Raw genomic sequence first — 17,595 nt, forward strand, 5'->3', positions numbered from 1 at the left:
ACCGCCGCGTGCGGATCCACCGATCGTCGCGGGGTGGATGGTGGACAGGGCTACAATCGATCTATCCAGATATGGCGCGGAATTATCAAGCATTTTTCGTTACCCCCAAGTCCGGATACCCCCGGAAATACCCCCAATCGATCTGCCTGCCGGCCGTCAGGTCACCATGCGCGTGTTGATCCAGTGGTCGATTTCGGAGCGTTTCCAGCCGACTGCGCGCATGGCGAGCGGGTGCTTTTTCGGGAACAGGCCGATTCCCATCAGCCGGTAGATCGAGGCGCGACTCAGGCCGGTGCGTTCGATTACGGCGGGAAGGCGTAGGATGCTGTCGGCGATGGGGGCGTGGCGGTCAGGCATGGCGTCCTCGGGTGATTCGCATTCGGTTGTGGGTGGAAGGGCGCCGGTCATGGCGACCGCGCGGCGATCGCGGTTTCAATATCGAGTTGAAGGCCGTCCGAGTCGTTGCGGCCGTACCGGACGGTCATGACCACCTCCGCCCAAGTCGCGTGGCCGGTAGCATCGTGATGGCGCGCTGCGGTTCCTTGGGCTTGCGGGCCGAACCAATTCGCGGCGGCCCCGTGACAGACGAAACAGCCGCCGATCACGTCGCGCGAGGTTGACGTCTGACGAACGAGGAGTGCGGACGCCATCAGAACATCGCCAGTTGTGGGCCGGCACTGAACGTCGCGACGGCAGCGAGCCGCCTCTGCGCCGCCTCGTCAATCGCCGTTGCCGCCGCAGGCTGATCATCATCAGGGCGGCTGCCGTCCGGCCGGGCGCGTGCAGCATGGGCCTCGTAGTTTTGTGCCACGGCCTCCTGGCCAGCCGATCGCATCGTTTCCGCGCTGCGCAACATGCGCTGGCGCCACGTCCCGGTCAGGATCTCCGCGGCACCAGCTGGGCCGGCGGAAACGGGTGCAACCGGAACCGCCGACGTCGGCTGCGCCACGGTGATCGGCGCCGCTGCGAGCGCATCACGGTGACGGACGATAATGGCCCGCAGGCATGACAGGATTACGGCCTCGCCTTCTCTCCCGGTTCCGACGCCTTCATGAAGGATGATCTTCGCTTCCAGATCGCCGACGAAGCGCTCGGCCCAGGCACGATGCGACGGCGTCACGACCGCGCACTCTTCGCCTGGTCATACGCCGCTTGGACTCGTGCCCACCCGTCGCGGTCGCCGCCGCGGTCGGGGTGCATGGCCATGGCGAGACCCCGATACGCTGCGCCGATTTCGGCCTCCGGGGCCGTTGGGCTTACCCGCAGGATATCCCACCAGCTTTCAGGCGCCGGCAAGGCGAGATGGCCGGCAAATGCTTGGCGCAGATCGGCTACGCCCCAGCGTTCCTGGCCGCGCAGCGCCTCGATATGAGCGGCGATCGCTGCGATGTTGTCGGCGACCCGATCCCACTTGTCGCAGGCCAGGACATGCGGTCGATTTTCAAGATCGAAATAGATGGCGGCGCCGACATCGACTGGCTCGCCGCGGCTGGCGTTCATGTCGCGACGTCCGGTCAGGGTCAGCTTGATGTTCATCGACAAGATGACGTTGGTCGCGCCGAGCTTCGTCAGCTGCAGCTCCGCCCGATCGCGTGCCATGTCGAGCGACACGCTCTCCCCGCCCCGATTGCCCGCGCGGAAGCGGGCCGGCGCGGTGCTGCACGCACGGGGGCGGCCCGACGGCCAGGCGAGTGGATATGCGGTGATGGTCATGGCCGCGGCTCCGGATGCGTAGCCTCGAACCGCGCCCAGCGGGGCGCGGGGGTCAGGCGAGTGTCAGGGTTCGCATCAAACCAGGAGACGGCGCGGCGGCCGGCGGCGCGCCAGTCGTCTATCCGGCCCTGGCGCCAGGCGGCGGTGATGTCGTTCTGCAGCCGTGCCGGCAGACGCGCCCAATGATCGCGACACAGCAGCATCGCAGTCGGGAGCGGCGTAATGCAGCCCGGCGCGGTGCAGCGGCGCCGGGCCGTTGTTACGGAGGCGCGCATCAGTGCAGGCCCAGCGCGTTGCGATAGGTTTCGAGGAGCGCGTCCATCTCGTCGCGCGCGTCCTTCTCCATTTTACGCAGGCGGACGATGGACCGCATCGTCTTGCCGTCGAAGCCCTGGCTCTTGGCTTCGAGATAGACGTCGCGAATGTCGTCGCTCATGCCCTTCTTCTCTTCCTCGAGCCGCTCGATGCGTTCGATGAACAGGCGCAGCTGGTCGGCGGCGACGATGTCGTCAGCCATGCACTTTCTCCCTTTGGTAGGCGGGTGCGCGGAAGATCGCCGCGTCGACGGCGGTGAGATCACCATCGGTGAAGATGCGCCCCGCCATTACGCGGGCGAGGCGGCGATCGTCGGCGAGCAGCGCGCCGACGAAGTCGATCAATGCGGCGCGATCATTGACCTGATCGTCGTCCCAATCATTGTCTTCGGCGCAGATCGGGCAGGTCACTGGCCTGCCTCCGGATCGTCGACGTTGGCGCCGCCCGATCCCGATCGGTGCCGCTCATATTCCGCGAAGGTCGCGAAATAGCGGTCGACGACAGCGACCCCGTCGAGCAGCACCGTGAGGCTTCCGAACGCGTCGATGTAGCGACGTTCGTCGTTCTCGGGCTGGTCGGCGTAGAAGCCATCCGACCAGCGGTAGAAGGTTTCGCCGTCCGCGATGATCACGGCGGGCTGTTCATCGGCGGGGTCGATGCCGCCGGTGCGAGCCTCGGCCTGGACCAGTGCACCCCGCGCGCGTTGCTCTTCATCCAGGTGCGCCTTGGCCGCGCCGACCTGGGCGTCGGCGTCGGCCTGGGGCACGAACAGGCGGACATAGACCGCATGTCCCGCCCCGAGCGTCGGGTGGATCATCGGCGCGGTCTTGTCCTGATAAGGCTGCGGCCAGAATGCGCGCCCGGCGAATTTGGTATCTTCGAACCCGCCCAATCCCAGGCGGTGCGACCAGAGATCGACGTCGCGTGCGCGCTGCGCCTCCTGCCGCTCCTCCAAGGTCGGCGCGACATACACCTCCCGCTTGGGTTCCGGCGGCCGGACTTCCTTGGCTTTGTCCTTGTCGACGAAGAAGACGCTATCGACCAGGACCAGCCTGCCCTGGGTATCGAGGCCGACGATGCCCTTGACCTGCGCGCCGCAATTGCGGGCGGCGTTCCAGCGCTTTTCCTTGTCGTACTGGCACTGGATCTCGACGAACCCGGCGGGCGGCTTGGGGCGGGTCCACTGCCAGTAGCCAACCTCGAGATCGGGGGCGATCAGGGCGCCGGCGTTGATCCCTGCCCCATCACGGTTGAGGCGTGACACGGTCTCGACCAGGCCGTCCTGGATCTTCTCGACCGCAAGGCGCTTGGCGAGCATGCTGTCGGCCAGTCTGCGGCCATTGTCTGCCAGCGGGTTCGCGAAGAGATCGTCGTCGTAGCGACCGCCGGCGGCTTCATAGGCTTCCAGCCCGATGAACCGCACGACCGCGCTATCGGCGGTCATGATCTTGATCGCCAAGTCGCGCCGGATCGCATCGACGTCGTGCGATTTCCAGGCCCCGACGCGGTTGTGAACGGCAAACACGCGCAGCTGCAGATCGCGATCCTGGCTGGTGGCGTAGGCCATGGCGGCGTCGAGCGTCAGCTTGCGGTCGCGCAGCGCCTCCAGGATCGCCGGCGCGAGCTGGGCGAGGCGGAGGCGCTGCTTCACATAGCGTTCGGTAAAGCCGAACCGCTTGGCCAGGCCGGCGGCGTCGATCGTGCCCGGCCGCATGAGATGCTCGAACGCGAAGAACTCGTCGGCCGGGCTCATGTCGCGGCGGGCGAGATTTTCCGACAGCGACAGCTCGATCGCTTCGTCCATGCCGCGCACCAGGACCGGGACGCGGTAGTCGTCACCGATCAGGCCGCGCTCGCGCAGGATGCCCAGCGCCGCCAGCCGGCGCCCGCCCCCCACGATCCAGGTGAAGCCGTCCGGAAAAATATTCTGCGAGGCATCCTGATAGCCGATCAGTGATTGCAGCAGCCCGTGCGCGGCGATGTCGTCCGCCAGCTCGGCGGCGTCTTCGGCCACGCGGGTGACGCGGACATTTTCCGGGGCGCGGTCGAGCAGCGCGAGCGGCACCAGCTGGACGATCGTCTCGACGATCGCCGCCGGCGGCGGTGCGGCCGGTGACGGATCGATCGTGCGGGATTTCGCCGCACGGGGCTTTGACGTGGTCGATGCTTTGGTGGACATGGGGACATTCTCCGGGGCCAGTCGAGGGGCGCCCGGAGCGCAGAGGTCCGACCGGGCAGTCATGCTCACAGTCGCGGGGGCAACCGCGACTGCCTCGGAATTCGGCGGCAGGCCGGCCGACCCGCCGGCCTGCCGATCGCCCGGCGCCGGACGGTTCTGGGCCGGATCGACGCGCATCACAGGAACAGCCCCGCGACACCGGCCGCGATCTGCTGCGGCGTGATGGCGTAGCCCAGCGTCCCGCCGATCAGCGTGGCGATCGTGAACATGACGGCGCGGACGCGGCGCTCGCGCGGATCGCCACGCAGCACGCCTGGATGACGGCAGCCGGGGCAGCGGCATGCCTGCGCATGGATTGCACGCACGACCGGCGACACATGGTCCCAGGCAATGAACTGATAGCTCATGCGGTAGCCCCTTCGCCGTCGGTGCTGTGGACGATCGCACGATACATCCAGGCGACCGATGAGCGGGTGGCGCTATCCTCGCACGCGCTGCAGAGGTCGTCGGCGACCCAATGGCAGGCGGTCGAAACGTCATCGATGCAGGCGTCGTTCTGCGTACAGCCGCAGCCGGTGCAGATCGTCGGGTGGCGATCCGCGGGTTCCTCCGCCAGCTGGCGGTACACGTCGACGTCGAACGGATACAGCGTCCGGAGCCGGGCAACGTCACCCGCCTCCCCCACGACACCGTCCGTTTCCCACAGGCGGAGCAGCGCATAGGCGACGCGGCGATCGGCGATGCGCGGTGCGAGTGCGCAGGCGGCGGCATCCAGGGTCAGGCCGGCAGCGGCGCGGCGGGTGCGGAGATAGGCGGCGGGCGTCACCGGCGGGCGCCCTGCAGGCGTGCGAACGCGACGATCAGCAGCGCGGGGACGACGAAGAAGGCGACCAGGATCGCAATCCCCAGCCCGACCCAGCGCGGATGCGCAATGGCGGCCGAGATGGCGACGTCACCGGCGCGGCCGGCGGAAGGTTGCGAGGTCGAAGGATCGGGTAGCATCGTTGGGCTCCTTTGCCGGGCAAGGCGGGGGCGTTCCCGGCGGCGGGGGAGCCGCGGCCGGGTGGGTGAGTTCGGGGCACTGGTGCGTCAGGCGGGCGGCGCGGCCCGCGTGAGATCAGCCGGAGGCGATGGTCGCCGCGGCCGGGGGCAGGACGGCGTCGTCATTTGCCGGTGCCGGCGCAATGTCGTTGGCGGGCCGCAACGGCGATCGATGTCGTGGGTCCGCCAGGCCCTTGCTGGAGAAAGGGAGGCGGATGTCCGGGTTCGGCCGCTCGCTGGCGCGGACGGTCAAGATGATCGACAGCTGCGCGACGCAGCTGAAGCCGCAGCCGTCGCAGGCCATGCGGGTTTCGCGGACGGTGGACGTCACCTGCTCGCTGGTTCGCGTGATCATGCGGTTGCTGCAATGCGGGCAACCGATGCCGATATTCCTAGGACGTTGAACGCGCTTCACTTCTGGGCTCCCCCCACTGATCCTGCGCCGGCCACCCCGGCCGGCTTCAGGAAACTGGCGAGGCGGCGCAGGATCGACGTCAGCCGTCCGCGCGCTTCCTCTGTCTCGGCAATCGCGCGGTGAACCATGGCGGGTGATGCCCCGCTCGCGGTCACGGCCAGCGCATGCTGGATGGCTTCGCCGACATCCTGGGCGGCAAGGCCGATGTCGGTGGTAAGTTCGAGCCGGCAGGCGAGATCGTCGGCAAACGCGACATCAAGCTGCGCGGCATAGCTGTCCAGGATCGGCGCGCCATCGCCGCCGGCCGCGCGCCAAGCGAGGTCGAGGGACAGCGCATCCTGCAAGCGCGGTTCGCCGTCCTGATCGTCTTCGCTCCAATAGCGCACGGTGCGCTCGGACCGGCCGACCAGGCGGGCGGCTTCGGGGTAGCCGATCAGACCGGCGATGCGGGTGACGGCCTGGGCGAAGGTGAGGGCAGGGCGAGGCTTGGTCATACCCCGCTCCCTCCATTTTCTAGTTGATCGCTTGTCAGGCGCATACGAGCGATCAACCGGGCGAGATCAAGCAGCGCCTGGGCACCCTCGGTATCACCACAACTGCTGCTGATTTCGGCACTGATGCGGGCCATTGCAGCGGCCCGTGCCCGAACTTCCGCGGGTGTTAGCTTGCGCCTCATGCCCGTGCCGCCTTCTTTTTTGGAGCGGGATCGCAAGCGACCGGCTCGGACTTTGCGACTAAAGGTGCAGTGTCCTCCGGATAGATGTCCGGGCGGAGATGATGACGGGAAACACCGGTGGCCGCTTCAACCGACAGAACATATTCAGCCGGTATGCGCTTGCTGCTCTGCAGCCACTTCCAAACGGCCGGCTGCCCGATCCCGCAGAGCCGCGCCATGGCCGACTGACTGCCGATCCGGTTCACTGCTGCCCTCAAGGCTTCATAAGGCGTTGGAGATTGTTCCATAAGTATTCACCTATTCCATGCGGATTAGGTGGTCAATGAGAATTCTCCGATAGCCGATTATTCCTTAAGCGATAGGTCATGAGCCATGATCGTGGCGGAACGAGTGCGGGAGCGGCTGGCGGTAAAGGGGCTTTCCCAATCCGAACTGGCTCGTCGTGTAGGTGTCACCCAAGGCGCTATCGCAAAGATCGTGAGCGGCATTTCGCAAGGATCGTCGCATCTCCACCGGGTGGCGCGGGAACTCGAAACTACCCCCGCATATCTTACCGGCGAGACCCAGGATCCTAGCTTGGGAGCTGCACCGGCGCCAACTCCAGAGACGGTCGCCGAGCAGCTTGACCTGCTCATGATCCCGGAAATGGACATTCAATATGGGATGGGCGGCGGCACGATCGTGATCGAAGGGGCCGACATGACGTCGATCCCGTTCCCCCGCGCGTGGCTGGAATCGGTCACGAAATCGCCGGTGGAGTTGCTGTTCTTCGCGCGCGGCCGGGGAGACTCGATGCAGCCGACGGTAATGGACGGCGACATCGTGCTGATCGACCGTTCCGACACGCGCATCATCGACCAGGACCGGATCTGGGCGATCGGCTTTGGCGAACTGGGCGCGATCAAGCGGGTGCGGCGGCGCGGCGGCGGTGGGTGGAAGTTGATGTCGGACAACCCGCTGGTGTCGGACGAGATGCTCGCCGACGACGAGATGTTCGTGGTGGGCCGCGTGATCTGGGTGGGTCGCAAGATCTAGGGGAAATTTATGCTATCGAGAGTGGGACGGGCTGCAGGTTGGCTTTGGGTGGCGTTAGCCCTTCTGCTAGCGATTGGCGCGGCGTCCGACCGCATGATCCTGGCTGTTGTGCTTCTGCTACTTTCTGCAGCTATGGCCGCGCCACCCTTGCGTCCCGGGCTGGCGCGATACGGCTTGCCACGGAAATGGGCCGTCACCGTTGGCTTCATTTCCGGCTTTGCTGGCTTTCTGACGATCGGGGCAATGGCCAAACGTCCTGATTTGCCCATTACCGGAACGACTTCTCAGATCGCTATGGCGGAACGTGGGAAGGCGCCTGCGGTGCCGGTGGCGAAGGTCAGCGTCCCGATAGTCTCGCCTCAGAAGGAAGCCTATCTTGCGCAACTTCGGCGCGAGATCGCGTCGCTGCGCAAATATGAGCTTCCGCTCAAGGAAGAGATTGCGAGCAAAGAGATGATTCAGCTGCAATTGGCTGCGATCGGGGCCTGGGCAAAGGTGTACGCGGACGGCTCGGACATGGCTCTTATTGGCTCCGATGAGGCGGAGCGGCAAACTTTCAAATCATTGCTTGCCGGCGTGCAGAAGCGGCTGTTTCCTGCGCTGCGCAAGGCGGAGGGGCCCGTCTTGGATAAAGCGCTTTGGGAGAGTGATATCGATGTTGCTACACTCGGTGCGGGGTTCAACACGATGCGGTTCACGGGGGGCCTGTTCGCTGCCAATCGCAATATCAAGTCGGTTCAAGATACCTTCGAAGAAACAGCCTCCCTGCTGCGGTTCAAGCGGGTAAATTATGAGTGGTATCGTGGTGCAGGATCGCAGGGTTATGACATGAGCCCGATCGGCGACGATGACGTGGCTTCATTGAGCGTCGCGGGTTGGACGGCGCTTCCATGATACTGAGGATGGTTCCCGACCACGATCAGTGGCCAGTGACGCCGGTGCAGGATATCTAACCCCCGGTTCATTGGGGACAAGCAATGGCGTGACGCGGCGATCCAAGCAATGCTGGGTGTTCGCGGTTCCGGCTTGACGTGACTATGTAAATCACACATAGTGTGGCCATGCAGATCGAGTTCGACCCCGCCAAGGATGCGATCAACCGGGAGCGCCACGGCGTCCCGCTGGCGCTGGGCGCGGCGATCTTCGACGATGCGGATCATCTGGTGATCGCGACCGTCCGCCCCGAGGATGGCGAGGATCGTTACAAGGTGGTGGGTCTGGTGAACGGGCGGCTTCACACCGGCGTGCATGTCATGCGCGGTGCGGTCGTCCGGTTCATTTCGGTGCGCAGGAGCAACGCTGGTGAAGAAAGAGCCTATCATGGCCATTGAGGCCGATCCGAACGATCCGGAGGACTTCGCCGTCGACGCGGCGGCGGTCGAGCGGGCGCAGATGGGGCGGACGATCCGCAAGCTGCGCAACCGGCTGGGGCTTTCGCAGGATGCGTTCGCCGAGCGATACGGGATCCCGGTCGCCAATATCCGGCAGTATGAGATCGGCAGGACGATGCCGCCCCCGGCGGTCCGGTCCTATCTGGTGGTGATCGATCGCGAACCGGAGATGGCGGCGGCGGCGTTGCACCGCACAGCGGCGTGATCAGGCGGCTTCCAGCGAAAGCGTGCTGCTCAACCCGCCGTTGCCGTCCAGCGTATGCGTCACCTCCGCGATTAGCCATGAGGCGGCATCGATCTCGCTCTTGAATCCCGTCACCTTCAGGCGCTGTTCGGGGTGCAGATCCGGCCGGCCGAGCGCCGGCGCAAGAGTCAGCTTGCGCGGCGCGCGGGCGGCGCGGCCCAGCTCGGCCGAGGCGGCTTTCTTGGCGGCATCCTCGCTCGCATAGACCTTGGCCAGCTTGCGTGTCTTGCCCTCCGTTCCTGCGGTCACGCTCTGCTTTTTCGCAGTGGCGCGATCGTGCCAGTCGGCGGTGACTCCGCTGGCCTCGTCGCGCTTTTCGACGGTGTAGCTGTGCTGGTCGCCGTCCTGTCGGCGGAAGGTGGCGGTGGGGATCGTCCGGCCGGACGCGGTGACGCCCGCGCCGATCGCCGCGAAGATCAGCCGCCCCGCCTTGATCGTGGCCACGGCGTCATGCTCCCGGCCGAGCCGCTTGAGTAGCGCCAAATCGCCTTCGCGGCTTTGCGCCAGATACGGCACCGGGATCGACGCCAGCGCCGGCGCGACATGCGGCTCGAGCGCCTGGCGCTTTGCGATTTCGGTGACGATCGCGCCGAGCGTGGTGGCGCGCCAGCTCTGTTCGCGGCGTGCGCGGCCGGCGCTGGTGAAGTCGGCGGCGCGCGCGCGGATCGTGATGCGGTCGGGCGGGCCATCATGGGCGACCTCGTCGACGACAAAGCTGCCCTTGTCGATCAACCCGGGTTGCACCTGACTGCCGCTCGCCCAGCCGAGCGCGACCGACAGTCGCGCGCCGGCGCGCGGGAGCGCCATGCGCCCGTCGCTGTCGTCGATGACGACGTCGAGCTGATCGGCTTCGTCGCCGCGTTTCTCGGTCAGCGTCAATGACACCAGGCGCGGGGCGAAGCGGGCGGTCAGGTCGGTGCCGTCGAGCAGGACGCGGAAGGCGGCGACGTTGGCGACGAACGACGTCTGCCCCATCAGAACAGACCGAAGCTGGCAATGCCCAGCGGTTCCGCCGTGGCGGCGCTGTCGTCGACGCGGCGGAGATCGATGCCGAAGTCGATCTGGCGCGCGGTGCCGTCGGCATGGAACTCGCGGTGGCGTTCGTCCAGGCCGGTGATGACATAGGCGCCGTACGCTCGGCCGGAGCCGTCGACCAGCGACCATGCCTCGCCGCTGGCCCCCATGTCGCGCAGCTGGTCAAGCGACGCCTGTCCATCCTGCAGCTCGGCGATGGCGGACCCATTGAGCGCAATGGTCTCGTCGCCGACCCCGAGGAATTGCGAGGCGTCGCGCGCACCGACGCGGGCCTGCTGCGCGTGGCGGTAATCGGTGCGGCGTTGCAGCTCCTGATAGGCGAGCGTTGGGAGGCTGAAGAGGAACAGGCCGAGCGACATCATCATGGTGAATTATCCGTCCTGGGAGTCGGCGTAGGTCGAGCGGGCGCGGGCGGCCTTGTCCCGCTCGATCTTGCGAAGCGCCTGTTCGAGCAACCGCACGATCATCTGTTCGTCCTGGCCGGGAGCAGCCTGGACTGTGATGTTGTAGGTGTCGCCGCCATAGCTCCCTGCACGGGAGGCGCCTCGGCCGCTCGATCTGAAACCGGCCTCGCTATGGTCGGCACCCCGAGGAGCCATGCGCGGGGTGGCATCGATGGCGACCTTTGCAGTGGCCATGGCGGGGGCCGCTGGTAGCGCCAGCGCGGCTGCCATGGTGGGCGCCAGGCGCCTGATCCGGTCGATCGGTCCGCGTTCGCCGCCGGCCAAGCCCAAGGTCAGGCCGTTCATGACGTGGCCGCCCAACGCCCTGAAGACACGGCTGGGCGAGCGGATAGCCGCGCCGTCCTTGAACCCGCCGGACAGCGAAGACGCCAACGCCTTGCCGGCGTTCCACAGTCGCCCTGGCGCGCTCTTGATCCCGTTCCACAGGCCCTTGATGATCATGACACCGAAGTCGAAAAACATCGTCGGCAAGGTGATGAACGCCGCGCGCATCGCACCCTTGAACGCGTTGATCGCCATGTTCCAGCCGCTCACCAGCATCGCCGGCAGCCGCGTGGTCAGCCACGCCCACGACCCGGTGACGGCGCCAGTGAGCATGTTCCAGGCTGCGGTCCACCCGGATGCCAGCAGGCCAGGCAGTGTCCTGGTCAACCAACCATAAGTGGCGGTGCCGAAGCGCACGAGCGCGCCGAACGCATAGCCGATGAAGTAGGCGATCCCCTTCCAAACATCGAGCAGGCTCAGCGAGAAGATTGCCTTTACCCCGCTCCACATGTTCTGGAAGACGCCGGTGACCGCCGCGCTGGCGGTTGCGAACCGGGTCTGGATCCCGGTCCACAAGTTGCCGAAGAAGCCGCCGATCGCGCCCCAATTGCTGTAGATCAGGTAGGCAGCGGCGCCGAGCGCCACGATCGACGCCACGACGGCGGTGGCGATGCCGACGACGGGCAGCAGCCCGACCCCGAGCGCCGTCGCCACGAACGACAGGGCGGCAAACGGCGCCATGACGGCCGCCAGTGCGATGGCCGCGCCGCCGAAGACGAACAGCAGCCCGGCCACCGCCGCGGCGAGGATGGCGATGCTCTTGGCGGCGCGCGGGTTGCGGTCCGCCCAGGCGCCGAAGCGGTCCGCCAGCTCGGCCGCCTTGGTCATCAGCGAGGTCGCGGCGGGCAACAGCACCGAGCCCATGGTGAGGCCGAGTGCCCTGGTCGCAATCTCGTAGCGCTTGGCCTGTTCGGCGCCGTCCTTCAGCCGTTCGGCAAAGTCGGTGTCGGTGACGCCTTTCGCATTCATGGCGTCGTCGCGGATCCTGCGAAACTCGGCCAGGTTCTCGAGCAGCGGGCGAAGCGCGCCCTGGACCTGCGCGTCGCCGAACAGATAGGAGAGCTTCGAGCGGTCGCCCTTCAACGCCTTGTCGGTCAGCTCCGTGATGGCCTCGATCGGCGCTTTGCCCTCGGCCGCGGCCTTCTTCAACGCGGCGGGAAGATCGATGCCGAACTTCGCGAAGTTCTGGTTGGTTTCCTTCGACCCGATCTTGGTGAGCAGGTTGAGCAGGTTGTTGCCGGCGGTGGCGGCATCGCCGGCGCCCTTGCGCGCGATCTGTGCGCCCGCCGCCAGGTCCGCGACCGCGCGCGTGCCGGTCTGGCCGAGCGCTTGATAGGCGGCGGTGAGCGCCGGAAACTGGCCGGCCATATCCTTGATCTCGAACGCGCCGGATTTTCCGGCGGCGGCCATGATGTCGATGACCTTGGCGGTTTGCGCGATCGGCACCTTGAGATTGTCGTTGGCGGCAAAGGCGGCGGCCGACAGATCGCGGATCTCCGCCTTGTAAGCGGTAGCGCCGCGGCCGATCGGCTTCATCATGGCGACCGCCTTGCGCGGATCGAGCCCAAGACCGGACAGCACGTCGACCCCTTCCTGGAGCGCGTCGGGAAGCTGGTTGGCGGCCTTGGCGGCGGCGATGAGGCCGAGGCCCATCTTGCGCGCTTCCTCGCGGCTCAGATTGGCCTTTTGGGCGATGTCGGTCATGACCGACTGGTAGGCCATTGCTTCGCGCACCGACCCGGTGACCGGGCGGGCCACGGCAATGCCGGCCCCGACGCCGGCGGCGCCGGAGGCGAGCGCGCCGGTGGCGATGTTCATGTTGCGGCCGAAGCCCGCCCGTGCGGTCGACAGGCGACGGCTGCGATCGGCCAGCGTCTGCATGCGCCTGGTCTGTTCGGACAGCTCCTGGTTGGTCCGACTGGCCTCCTGGCGCAACTCGCGTTCGTGGCGGGTGAGATCGGTGGTGGCAATGCCGGTGGCGCGCAGCCGGTCGCGCAGCTCGCCGAGCCGGTGGGTATTGGCCTGGTGCTGCGTCTCGAGGCCGGCGGCCTCGCGCTTGGCCTGGTTGAACTCGGCGCGCAGCTTACGGCTCGGCGCCTCCGTCTGCGCCAGCGCGCGGCCGAGCGCTGTCACCCGCGTGCGCGCCGCATCGAGCGCGGCCTCCGACGTCTTCAGCCCGCCCTTCAGCTCGCGGAAGCCGGCAATATCCTTCTGTGCGCGGTCGATAGCCTGGAGCCGATCGCGCATCGCCTTCAACGAAGCGGCCGCCTTGGTGGAGCCGCCGGCGAGATCGCGAAGCGGCCGGGTGAACTTGTCCGACGCTTCGAGCAGCATGCGGATCCGCAGGTTGCGATCGGCCACGGCGGTTCCTTACTGATCGAGATTATGGCGGGCGATGGCACGCGCGCGCCACTGCATCAGCTCGGGCAGGCTCATCTGATCCATGACAGACGGCGACCAGTGGAAGACGATCGCCAGATCCGCCATCGGCTCTTCTACGCGGTCGGGAAGTCCGCCTTCGCGGCTTTCGGCAACAAAAAATCGATGACCTCGCTACCGAACTGCATCAGGTCGGCCGGGTCCATGGCGGCGACGTGCTGCTTGTGCAGGATCGGCGATGTAATGCGCGGCGCGATGGTTTCGAGCGACGCATAGTCACCCTGGCCTAGCGCGACGAGGGTCAAGCCGCGCAGCTCGCCGGCGCCGGGCTTCCGCACCGTTACGGTCGTGCCAGCCTGGTGGACGACGGTGTCGGCGACCTTGATGTCATAGTCGAGCGTGAAGCTGGCGAGGGCGACGGTGGACGTATCAGTCATGGGACGGCTTTCGATCTAGGAGGCGGAGGGGATGCCCGGCCGGTGCCGAGCGGGGGTCAGATGCCGAGCGCGTTGCGCCGCTGCTCGAGAAGGTCGATGCCGTTCACGATCTCGACCATGTTGATGACGTCGACCTCGATCAGCGTCTCGCCGTTCCAGATCATCTTGTAGTAGGCGAGCGCGAGCTTGGTCTTCTGCTCGGTCTTCTCGCCCACCTTCTGTTCGCCGGGGTCCAGCTCCTCGGTGCGACCGCGCACGACATGCTCGACCACGTCCAACTCGCCCGTATCGTCATTCTGGTAGGTGCCGACCAGGCGCAGCATCTGGCCGGAGATGCTGCCGCCATATTGCGCATAGAGATCGCGCATCGGGCTGGCGGTGACGATCTCGCATTCCAGCGCCTCGCCACCCATGTCGATCTTGACCGGCCGGTCCATGCCGCCCGAGCGATGATCTTCGAGCTTGCGGACCAGCTTCGGCGGGGTGAACGCCATGGCATCGCCGACATAGGCAGCGCCGGCGTTGAAGATCATGATGTCCTTGATGTTGCGCGGAAAGGCCATGCGGGGCTCCTGTCGGTCGAATCGGGCGGGCTAAGAGGCGATGCGCCGCGATCAGGCGGCGTTGGCGGCGACGCCGGCGGCGAGATCGGCGAAATAGCTGTCGGTGATGCGCTGGATCAGCGTCATCGATTCCAGCGGCGGCGTCGGGGTGTAATCGTAATCGATCGTCACCTTGCCGGCCGACAGGCTCGTCGTCGGGTTCTTGGCGACGTCGAACCACGCCTCCCCGCCCAGGATCAGCCCGGCGGTGCGCAGCTGGCGCAGCTCCGCATTGATGATCTCGACGATGTCGCGCACCAGGCTCGGCCGCAGCGGCTTGTCGATCGCCCAGGTCATGCCGGCGGCGATCGTATCCTGCAGCACCTGGGCGGTGCGGGTCGCGCTTTCGAACGCGAACAGCGGGTCGGCCGAGCAGGTGCGCTGACCCCAGATGCGGAAGCCGCCGCCAGTGCGGACGATGGTCGAGACCTGCGCGGCGTTGAGCAGGTTCGCCTCGCACGCCGGATCCTGGATATCGAACTGGATATCCTTGGTGGTGCCCAGCACGCCCAGGACCGGGACATTGCTGATCGTCTTGTTCCAGCCCTGCTCGGCATCGATCGCGGCGCGCAGGCCCATCGCGCGGGCGGTGGCGAAACTGGTGGCGTTGGCGCCGGTGGCGGCATCGAACGCGATGAAATCGGGGGTGAGCAGCATCAGCTCGCGCGACGCGAAGCCGCCGCGGTAGGTGATGGCGGCGGCGATGTCGGCGCCGATCGCGGCGGCATAGACCATCGCGCGCAGCTTCTTCGCGATCACAGTCAGCGCGGTGGTGACCGCCGCCGTGTCGAGGCCAGGCGCGCCGAGGATGCGCGGTTTGATGCCGAGCCGGCCCTCGGCCGCGAGCAGCGCCTGCATGCCCGTCTTTAGCCCTTGTGGCGTCGTGGTGCCGATGACGCTGGCGTTCGTGGCGGCGGCGTCTGCACCGGGGGCGACGCGGATCACGATCAGGACCGGCCGCGCCTGATCGGCGATGGCGCGGAGCGCGCCGTGGAGCGTGCCGGCGACACCGGCCTTCCCGATCGCGGCGTCCAGGTCGGTGATGAGGACGGGCGTGTCGAGCGGGAAGACGGTCGCATCGGCATCGGGCGCGGTCGCGAGCAGGCCGATGACGGCGGTGGCGACGGTGACCAGGCTGCGCTGGGCCGCGCTGGTCTCGGTAACGGAAATGCCGTGCGAATAGGCCATGCGGAATCCTTTCAGGCGAGCGAAGCGGAGGTGTAGGAGACGTCGAGACGGACGCGGGTGCCGGCGCCGGCGGGGGCGAGGACATCGAGACGCTGCGCATCGAGCGAGAGGACAAAGGCCCCCGGGACAGCGCCCGCCGCCAAGGTCACCGCCAGCAGGCGGATGCGCGGTTCCCAGCGGAGCAGCGCCATGGCGGTCGCGGCATAGATGCGCAGGCGCAGCGCCGGGGTGACGGGCCGGTCGATCAGGTCGGGAAGATCGGAGCCATAGTCGCGGAGCGCGACGCGCGATCCGATCGGCGTGAACAGGATGTCGGCGACCGACTGGCGGAGATGGTCGGCGCCGGCGAGCGGCTTGCCGGTGCGCGCGTCCATGCCGGTCATGGCAGCGCCAGCGGTGCGAGCGTCTTGGCTGGGCCAGATTGGACACCGGGATGGACATGCTTGGCCAGGCTGATCCCGGCGCCCTTCACATCGCCATCGACATCGGCCTTGCCGCCGACGTCGAGATCGTCGCGGACGCTGAGCGTCCCCCAGATTTCGACCGGGCCGACCAGCGTGATGCCGTCCGGTGCCTCGATCTCGGCTCGGCCGCCGGCGGGCAGCTTGGCGACCAGCCGATGCGCCGCAGCGTCGTAGCTGATCTCGGCGCCGTCGACGAAGCGCAGCAGCTCGACATCCTCGGCCGCGGCCGGGGCAGGATTGGCATCCGAATAGAGGCCGAGCAGCACGACGCCGGCGGCGGTGTCGCCCTCCGGGCAGAGCAGAAGGCATTGCTCGCCGATGGTCGGTGGCGACCAGGCCGCGGTGCCGCCGGCGCGGAACGCCAGCCACGGCACCTCGTCAGTCAGCAGATTGCCGATCCGGACGATGCAGGTGGCGTTGGCGTGATCGATCGACGCGACGATGCCCGTACGGATGACATCGCCGATCAGGCGCTGGAGGTCGGCAGGGTCGCTCATGGTGCCGAACCATGGCGCGCGCGCCGATTTCGTGCGCGGCCCCGGTCTTGTAGAATGCGTTTCTACAAGGCTCGACGGTTCGGAGGAGCATCGATCGCGGCCTCAAGCTGATCGCCCAGGACCGCCATCAGAGCGGAGAGATCGCCGCGCGAGACCGGGGCTTCGCCGCACCAGGTCACCGTGCCGCCGTCATGGAGCAGGTCGGCCAGTCCCCGCATCGCATCGCGCACGGTGATCAGGCGCGCATGCGGGTCCGGATCGATGACGTCCCGCGATCGATCGACCGGGCTGATATCCTCGGTGGCCAGCAACCGCATTTCAATGCACCCGCGACGGGATGCGAAGCGGTCGGACCGCAAGCACGGCCAGCTCGGCGCGGTGCAGGCGTTCGATCAGTTCGTCGCGGGCGCCCGTCACCACCGCGCAGCGGATGGTGCAGCGTGCGCACCCGATCGCACAACCGGGCGTGTCGCGGAGGAGGTCCGCGTCCTGCCATTCGGGCAAGACTATGCTATGGCTGCGCTCAGCTTGGGCCATCGGGTAAGCTCCGTGGTTCGAGTTAGGAGCGGGAGAGCGCTGTAACGCTCTTCCGCTTCCGCATTTCTGACGTTATAAACTCCGCATGTCAATTGTTGCCGTCAAAAAGGTAGGACGTCCAAAGGCGGACACCGAAGCTGTCACTGTCAGGGTGGAGCGCCGCATGCTCGCCGCCATTGATAGCTGGATCGCGCAACAGCCGGACGCGCCGTCCCGACCGGAGGCGCTACGCCGACTGGCGCGCAAGGGTTTGGACCTATGATATGGTCCCCAATCATAGACACATTGAACGGCATCGCCTTAACGCTGGCGATCGTTGCGCTTATCAACTTGATCAAGCTGCGCCGTACGATCGGTGGGGCTGAGCCGCTCATACAGGGACATCAGGCGGAGGATCTCGATATACGGCGCCGGCGTGCGGCCAAGCGGTTCAATGAGCGACTGAAGCTCCTAGCGAACTTTTTGAACACGGTCGGTGCGGCATGCCTGTTAACGATCCTTGTGGTTCCTTTTGCTACAGCGGACGTTGTACGAGAACCTGTGCTAAGAGCGCTGTTCGGTACAGGCATCGCAGCCGTACTGCATATCAGCGCACAGCTTGTGCTGTTCGCGTGGAAGTCGGAGGAGTGAAGCGTATGGAACTGCCGATTGCGATCGCA

29 protein-coding genes are annotated in these 17,595 nt (G+C 66.8%); 5 read left to right on the forward strand and 24 right to left on the reverse strand.

Annotated features, from left to right (window positions below; translation table 11 throughout):
* Window positions 1-156 precede the first annotated feature (156 nt).
* The 13 genes from VF649_RS06470 to VF649_RS06530 all read right to left on the reverse strand — a co-directional run bounded on the left by VF649_RS06470 (window position 157) and on the right by VF649_RS06530 (window position 6,626).
* Window positions 157-357 carry an AlpA family phage regulatory protein gene (locus VF649_RS06470; RefSeq protein ID WP_331011140.1) on the reverse strand — a complete coding sequence of 67 codons (201 nt, stop codon included), beginning with the start codon at window positions 355-357 and terminating at the stop codon, window positions 157-159.
* A 47-nt stretch (window positions 358-404) separates the two neighbouring features.
* Complete coding sequence (locus VF649_RS06475; protein ID WP_331011141.1) at window positions 405-650, reverse strand: hypothetical protein; 246 nt, start codon at window positions 648-650, stop codon at window positions 405-407.
* A complete protein-coding gene (locus VF649_RS06480; protein ID WP_331011142.1) occupies window positions 650-1,120 on the reverse strand; it encodes a hypothetical protein in 471 nt (156 codons plus the stop codon). Before VF649_RS06480 ends, VF649_RS06475 begins: the two co-directional genes overlap by 1 nt.
* Window positions 1,117-1,713, reverse strand: a complete 597-nt coding sequence (locus tag VF649_RS06485) for a J domain-containing protein (RefSeq protein WP_331011143.1) — start codon at window positions 1,711-1,713, stop codon at window positions 1,117-1,119. The genes VF649_RS06480 and VF649_RS06485 overlap by 4 nt, the downstream gene beginning before the upstream one ends.
* A gap of 274 nt (window positions 1,714-1,987) precedes the next feature.
* Window positions 1,988-2,230, reverse strand: coding sequence for a DUF2312 domain-containing protein (locus tag VF649_RS06490; RefSeq protein WP_331011144.1), 243 nt, complete (start codon window positions 2,228-2,230; stop codon window positions 1,988-1,990).
* Window positions 2,223-2,438 carry a hypothetical protein gene (locus VF649_RS06495; protein ID WP_331011145.1) on the reverse strand — a complete coding sequence of 72 codons (216 nt, stop codon included), beginning with the start codon at window positions 2,436-2,438 and terminating at the stop codon, window positions 2,223-2,225. The genes VF649_RS06490 and VF649_RS06495 overlap by 8 nt, the downstream gene beginning before the upstream one ends.
* A complete protein-coding gene (locus VF649_RS06500; RefSeq protein WP_331011146.1) occupies window positions 2,435-4,207 on the reverse strand; it encodes a ParB/RepB/Spo0J family partition protein in 1,773 nt (590 codons plus the stop codon). The genes VF649_RS06495 and VF649_RS06500 overlap by 4 nt, the downstream gene beginning before the upstream one ends.
* 176 nt (window positions 4,208-4,383) lie before the next feature.
* Window positions 4,384-4,614 carry a hypothetical protein gene (locus VF649_RS06505; RefSeq protein ID WP_331011147.1) on the reverse strand — a complete coding sequence of 77 codons (231 nt, stop codon included), beginning with the start codon at window positions 4,612-4,614 and terminating at the stop codon, window positions 4,384-4,386.
* Window positions 4,611-5,033 (reverse strand): hypothetical protein, encoded by a 423-nt coding sequence (locus tag VF649_RS06510; RefSeq protein WP_331011148.1) that lies wholly within the window; start codon window positions 5,031-5,033, stop codon window positions 4,611-4,613. Before VF649_RS06510 ends, VF649_RS06505 begins: the two co-directional genes overlap by 4 nt.
* Window positions 5,030-5,209, reverse strand: a complete 180-nt coding sequence (locus VF649_RS06515; RefSeq protein ID WP_331011149.1) for a hypothetical protein — start codon at window positions 5,207-5,209, stop codon at window positions 5,030-5,032. Before VF649_RS06515 ends, VF649_RS06510 begins: the two co-directional genes overlap by 4 nt.
* 115 nt (window positions 5,210-5,324) lie before the next feature.
* Window positions 5,325-5,663 (reverse strand): ogr/Delta-like zinc finger family protein, encoded by a 339-nt coding sequence (locus VF649_RS06520; RefSeq protein WP_331011150.1) that lies wholly within the window; start codon window positions 5,661-5,663, stop codon window positions 5,325-5,327.
* Window positions 5,660-6,157, reverse strand: a complete 498-nt coding sequence (locus VF649_RS06525; RefSeq protein WP_331011151.1) for a hypothetical protein — start codon at window positions 6,155-6,157, stop codon at window positions 5,660-5,662. Before VF649_RS06525 ends, VF649_RS06520 begins: the two co-directional genes overlap by 4 nt.
* A 178-nt stretch (window positions 6,158-6,335) precedes the next feature.
* The gene (locus VF649_RS06530) at window positions 6,336-6,626 is read right to left on the reverse strand and encodes a transcriptional regulator (RefSeq protein WP_331011152.1); all 291 of its coding nucleotides are present in this window, start codon (window positions 6,624-6,626) and stop codon (window positions 6,336-6,338) included.
* A gap of 85 nt (window positions 6,627-6,711) precedes the next feature.
* Between VF649_RS06530 and VF649_RS06535 the strand changes: the two genes are divergently transcribed.
* The 4 genes from VF649_RS06535 to VF649_RS06550 all read left to right on the forward strand — a co-directional run bounded on the left by VF649_RS06535 (window position 6,712) and on the right by VF649_RS06550 (window position 8,970).
* A complete protein-coding gene (locus tag VF649_RS06535; RefSeq protein ID WP_331011153.1) occupies window positions 6,712-7,374 on the forward strand; it encodes an XRE family transcriptional regulator in 663 nt (220 codons plus the stop codon).
* A 93-nt stretch (window positions 7,375-7,467) separates the two neighbouring features.
* Window positions 7,468-8,268 (forward strand): hypothetical protein, encoded by an 801-nt coding sequence (locus VF649_RS06540; RefSeq protein WP_331011154.1) that lies wholly within the window; start codon window positions 7,468-7,470, stop codon window positions 8,266-8,268.
* A 167-nt stretch (window positions 8,269-8,435) separates the two neighbouring features.
* Complete coding sequence (locus VF649_RS06545) at window positions 8,436-8,705, forward strand: BrnT family toxin (protein WP_331011155.1); 270 nt, start codon at window positions 8,436-8,438, stop codon at window positions 8,703-8,705.
* Complete coding sequence (locus VF649_RS06550; protein ID WP_331011156.1) at window positions 8,695-8,970, forward strand: helix-turn-helix domain-containing protein; 276 nt, start codon at window positions 8,695-8,697, stop codon at window positions 8,968-8,970. The genes VF649_RS06545 and VF649_RS06550 overlap by 11 nt, the downstream gene beginning before the upstream one ends.
* Here VF649_RS06550 and VF649_RS06555 read toward each other — a convergent pair whose 3' ends face one another.
* The 11 genes from VF649_RS06555 to VF649_RS06605 all read right to left on the reverse strand — a co-directional run bounded on the left by VF649_RS06555 (window position 8,971) and on the right by VF649_RS06605 (window position 16,936).
* Window positions 8,971-9,984, reverse strand: a complete 1,014-nt coding sequence (locus tag VF649_RS06555; protein ID WP_331011157.1) for a contractile injection system protein, VgrG/Pvc8 family — start codon at window positions 9,982-9,984, stop codon at window positions 8,971-8,973.
* A complete protein-coding gene (locus VF649_RS06560) occupies window positions 9,984-10,409 on the reverse strand; it encodes a phage tail protein (RefSeq protein ID WP_331011158.1) in 426 nt (141 codons plus the stop codon). The genes VF649_RS06555 and VF649_RS06560 overlap by 1 nt, the downstream gene beginning before the upstream one ends.
* Before the next feature lie 6 nt (window positions 10,410-10,415).
* Entirely contained in the window at window positions 10,416-13,193 is a 2,778-nt protein-coding gene (locus VF649_RS06565; protein ID WP_331011159.1) for a phage tail tape measure protein, read from the reverse strand.
* Window positions 13,194-13,202: 9 nt separating this feature from the next.
* On the reverse strand, window positions 13,203-13,319 hold the full coding sequence (locus tag VF649_RS06570; RefSeq protein WP_331011160.1) for a GpE family phage tail protein: 117 nt from the start codon (window positions 13,317-13,319) through the stop codon (window positions 13,203-13,205).
* A gap of 8 nt (window positions 13,320-13,327) precedes the next feature.
* Window positions 13,328-13,648: a phage tail assembly protein gene (locus tag VF649_RS06575; RefSeq protein ID WP_331011161.1), complete on the reverse strand. Its 321-nt coding sequence runs from the start codon at window positions 13,646-13,648 to the stop codon at window positions 13,328-13,330.
* A gap of 56 nt (window positions 13,649-13,704) precedes the next feature.
* Window positions 13,705-14,211 carry a phage major tail tube protein gene (locus tag VF649_RS06580; RefSeq protein WP_331011162.1) on the reverse strand — a complete coding sequence of 169 codons (507 nt, stop codon included), beginning with the start codon at window positions 14,209-14,211 and terminating at the stop codon, window positions 13,705-13,707.
* 51 nt (window positions 14,212-14,262) lie between these two features.
* A complete protein-coding gene (locus VF649_RS06585) occupies window positions 14,263-15,438 on the reverse strand; it encodes a phage tail sheath subtilisin-like domain-containing protein (RefSeq protein ID WP_331011163.1) in 1,176 nt (391 codons plus the stop codon).
* An 11-nt stretch (window positions 15,439-15,449) separates the two neighbouring features.
* The gene (locus VF649_RS06590; RefSeq protein WP_331011164.1) at window positions 15,450-15,821 is read right to left on the reverse strand and encodes a GPW/gp25 family protein; all 372 of its coding nucleotides are present in this window, start codon (window positions 15,819-15,821) and stop codon (window positions 15,450-15,452) included.
* Window positions 15,818-16,399, reverse strand: a complete 582-nt coding sequence (locus VF649_RS06595; RefSeq protein ID WP_331011165.1) for a phage baseplate assembly protein V — start codon at window positions 16,397-16,399, stop codon at window positions 15,818-15,820. Before VF649_RS06595 ends, VF649_RS06590 begins: the two co-directional genes overlap by 4 nt.
* 62 nt (window positions 16,400-16,461) lie before the next feature.
* Window positions 16,462-16,716, reverse strand: a complete 255-nt coding sequence (locus tag VF649_RS06600; protein ID WP_331011166.1) for a hypothetical protein — start codon at window positions 16,714-16,716, stop codon at window positions 16,462-16,464.
* 1 nt (window position 16,717) lies between these two features.
* Window positions 16,718-16,936 (reverse strand): hypothetical protein, encoded by a 219-nt coding sequence (locus VF649_RS06605; protein ID WP_331011167.1) that lies wholly within the window; start codon window positions 16,934-16,936, stop codon window positions 16,718-16,720.
* Window positions 16,937-17,221: 285 nt separating this feature from the next.
* Here VF649_RS06605 and VF649_RS06610 point away from each other — a divergent pair, with 285 nt between their 5' ends.
* Complete coding sequence (locus tag VF649_RS06610; protein ID WP_331011168.1) at window positions 17,222-17,566, forward strand: hypothetical protein; 345 nt, start codon at window positions 17,222-17,224, stop codon at window positions 17,564-17,566.
* Window positions 17,567-17,595: the final 29 nt, after the last annotated feature.

Origin of the sequence: Sphingomonas sp., assembly GCF_036387535.1 — a bacterium.
Classification (GTDB): domain Bacteria; phylum Pseudomonadota; class Alphaproteobacteria; order Sphingomonadales; family Sphingomonadaceae; genus Sphingomonas_R.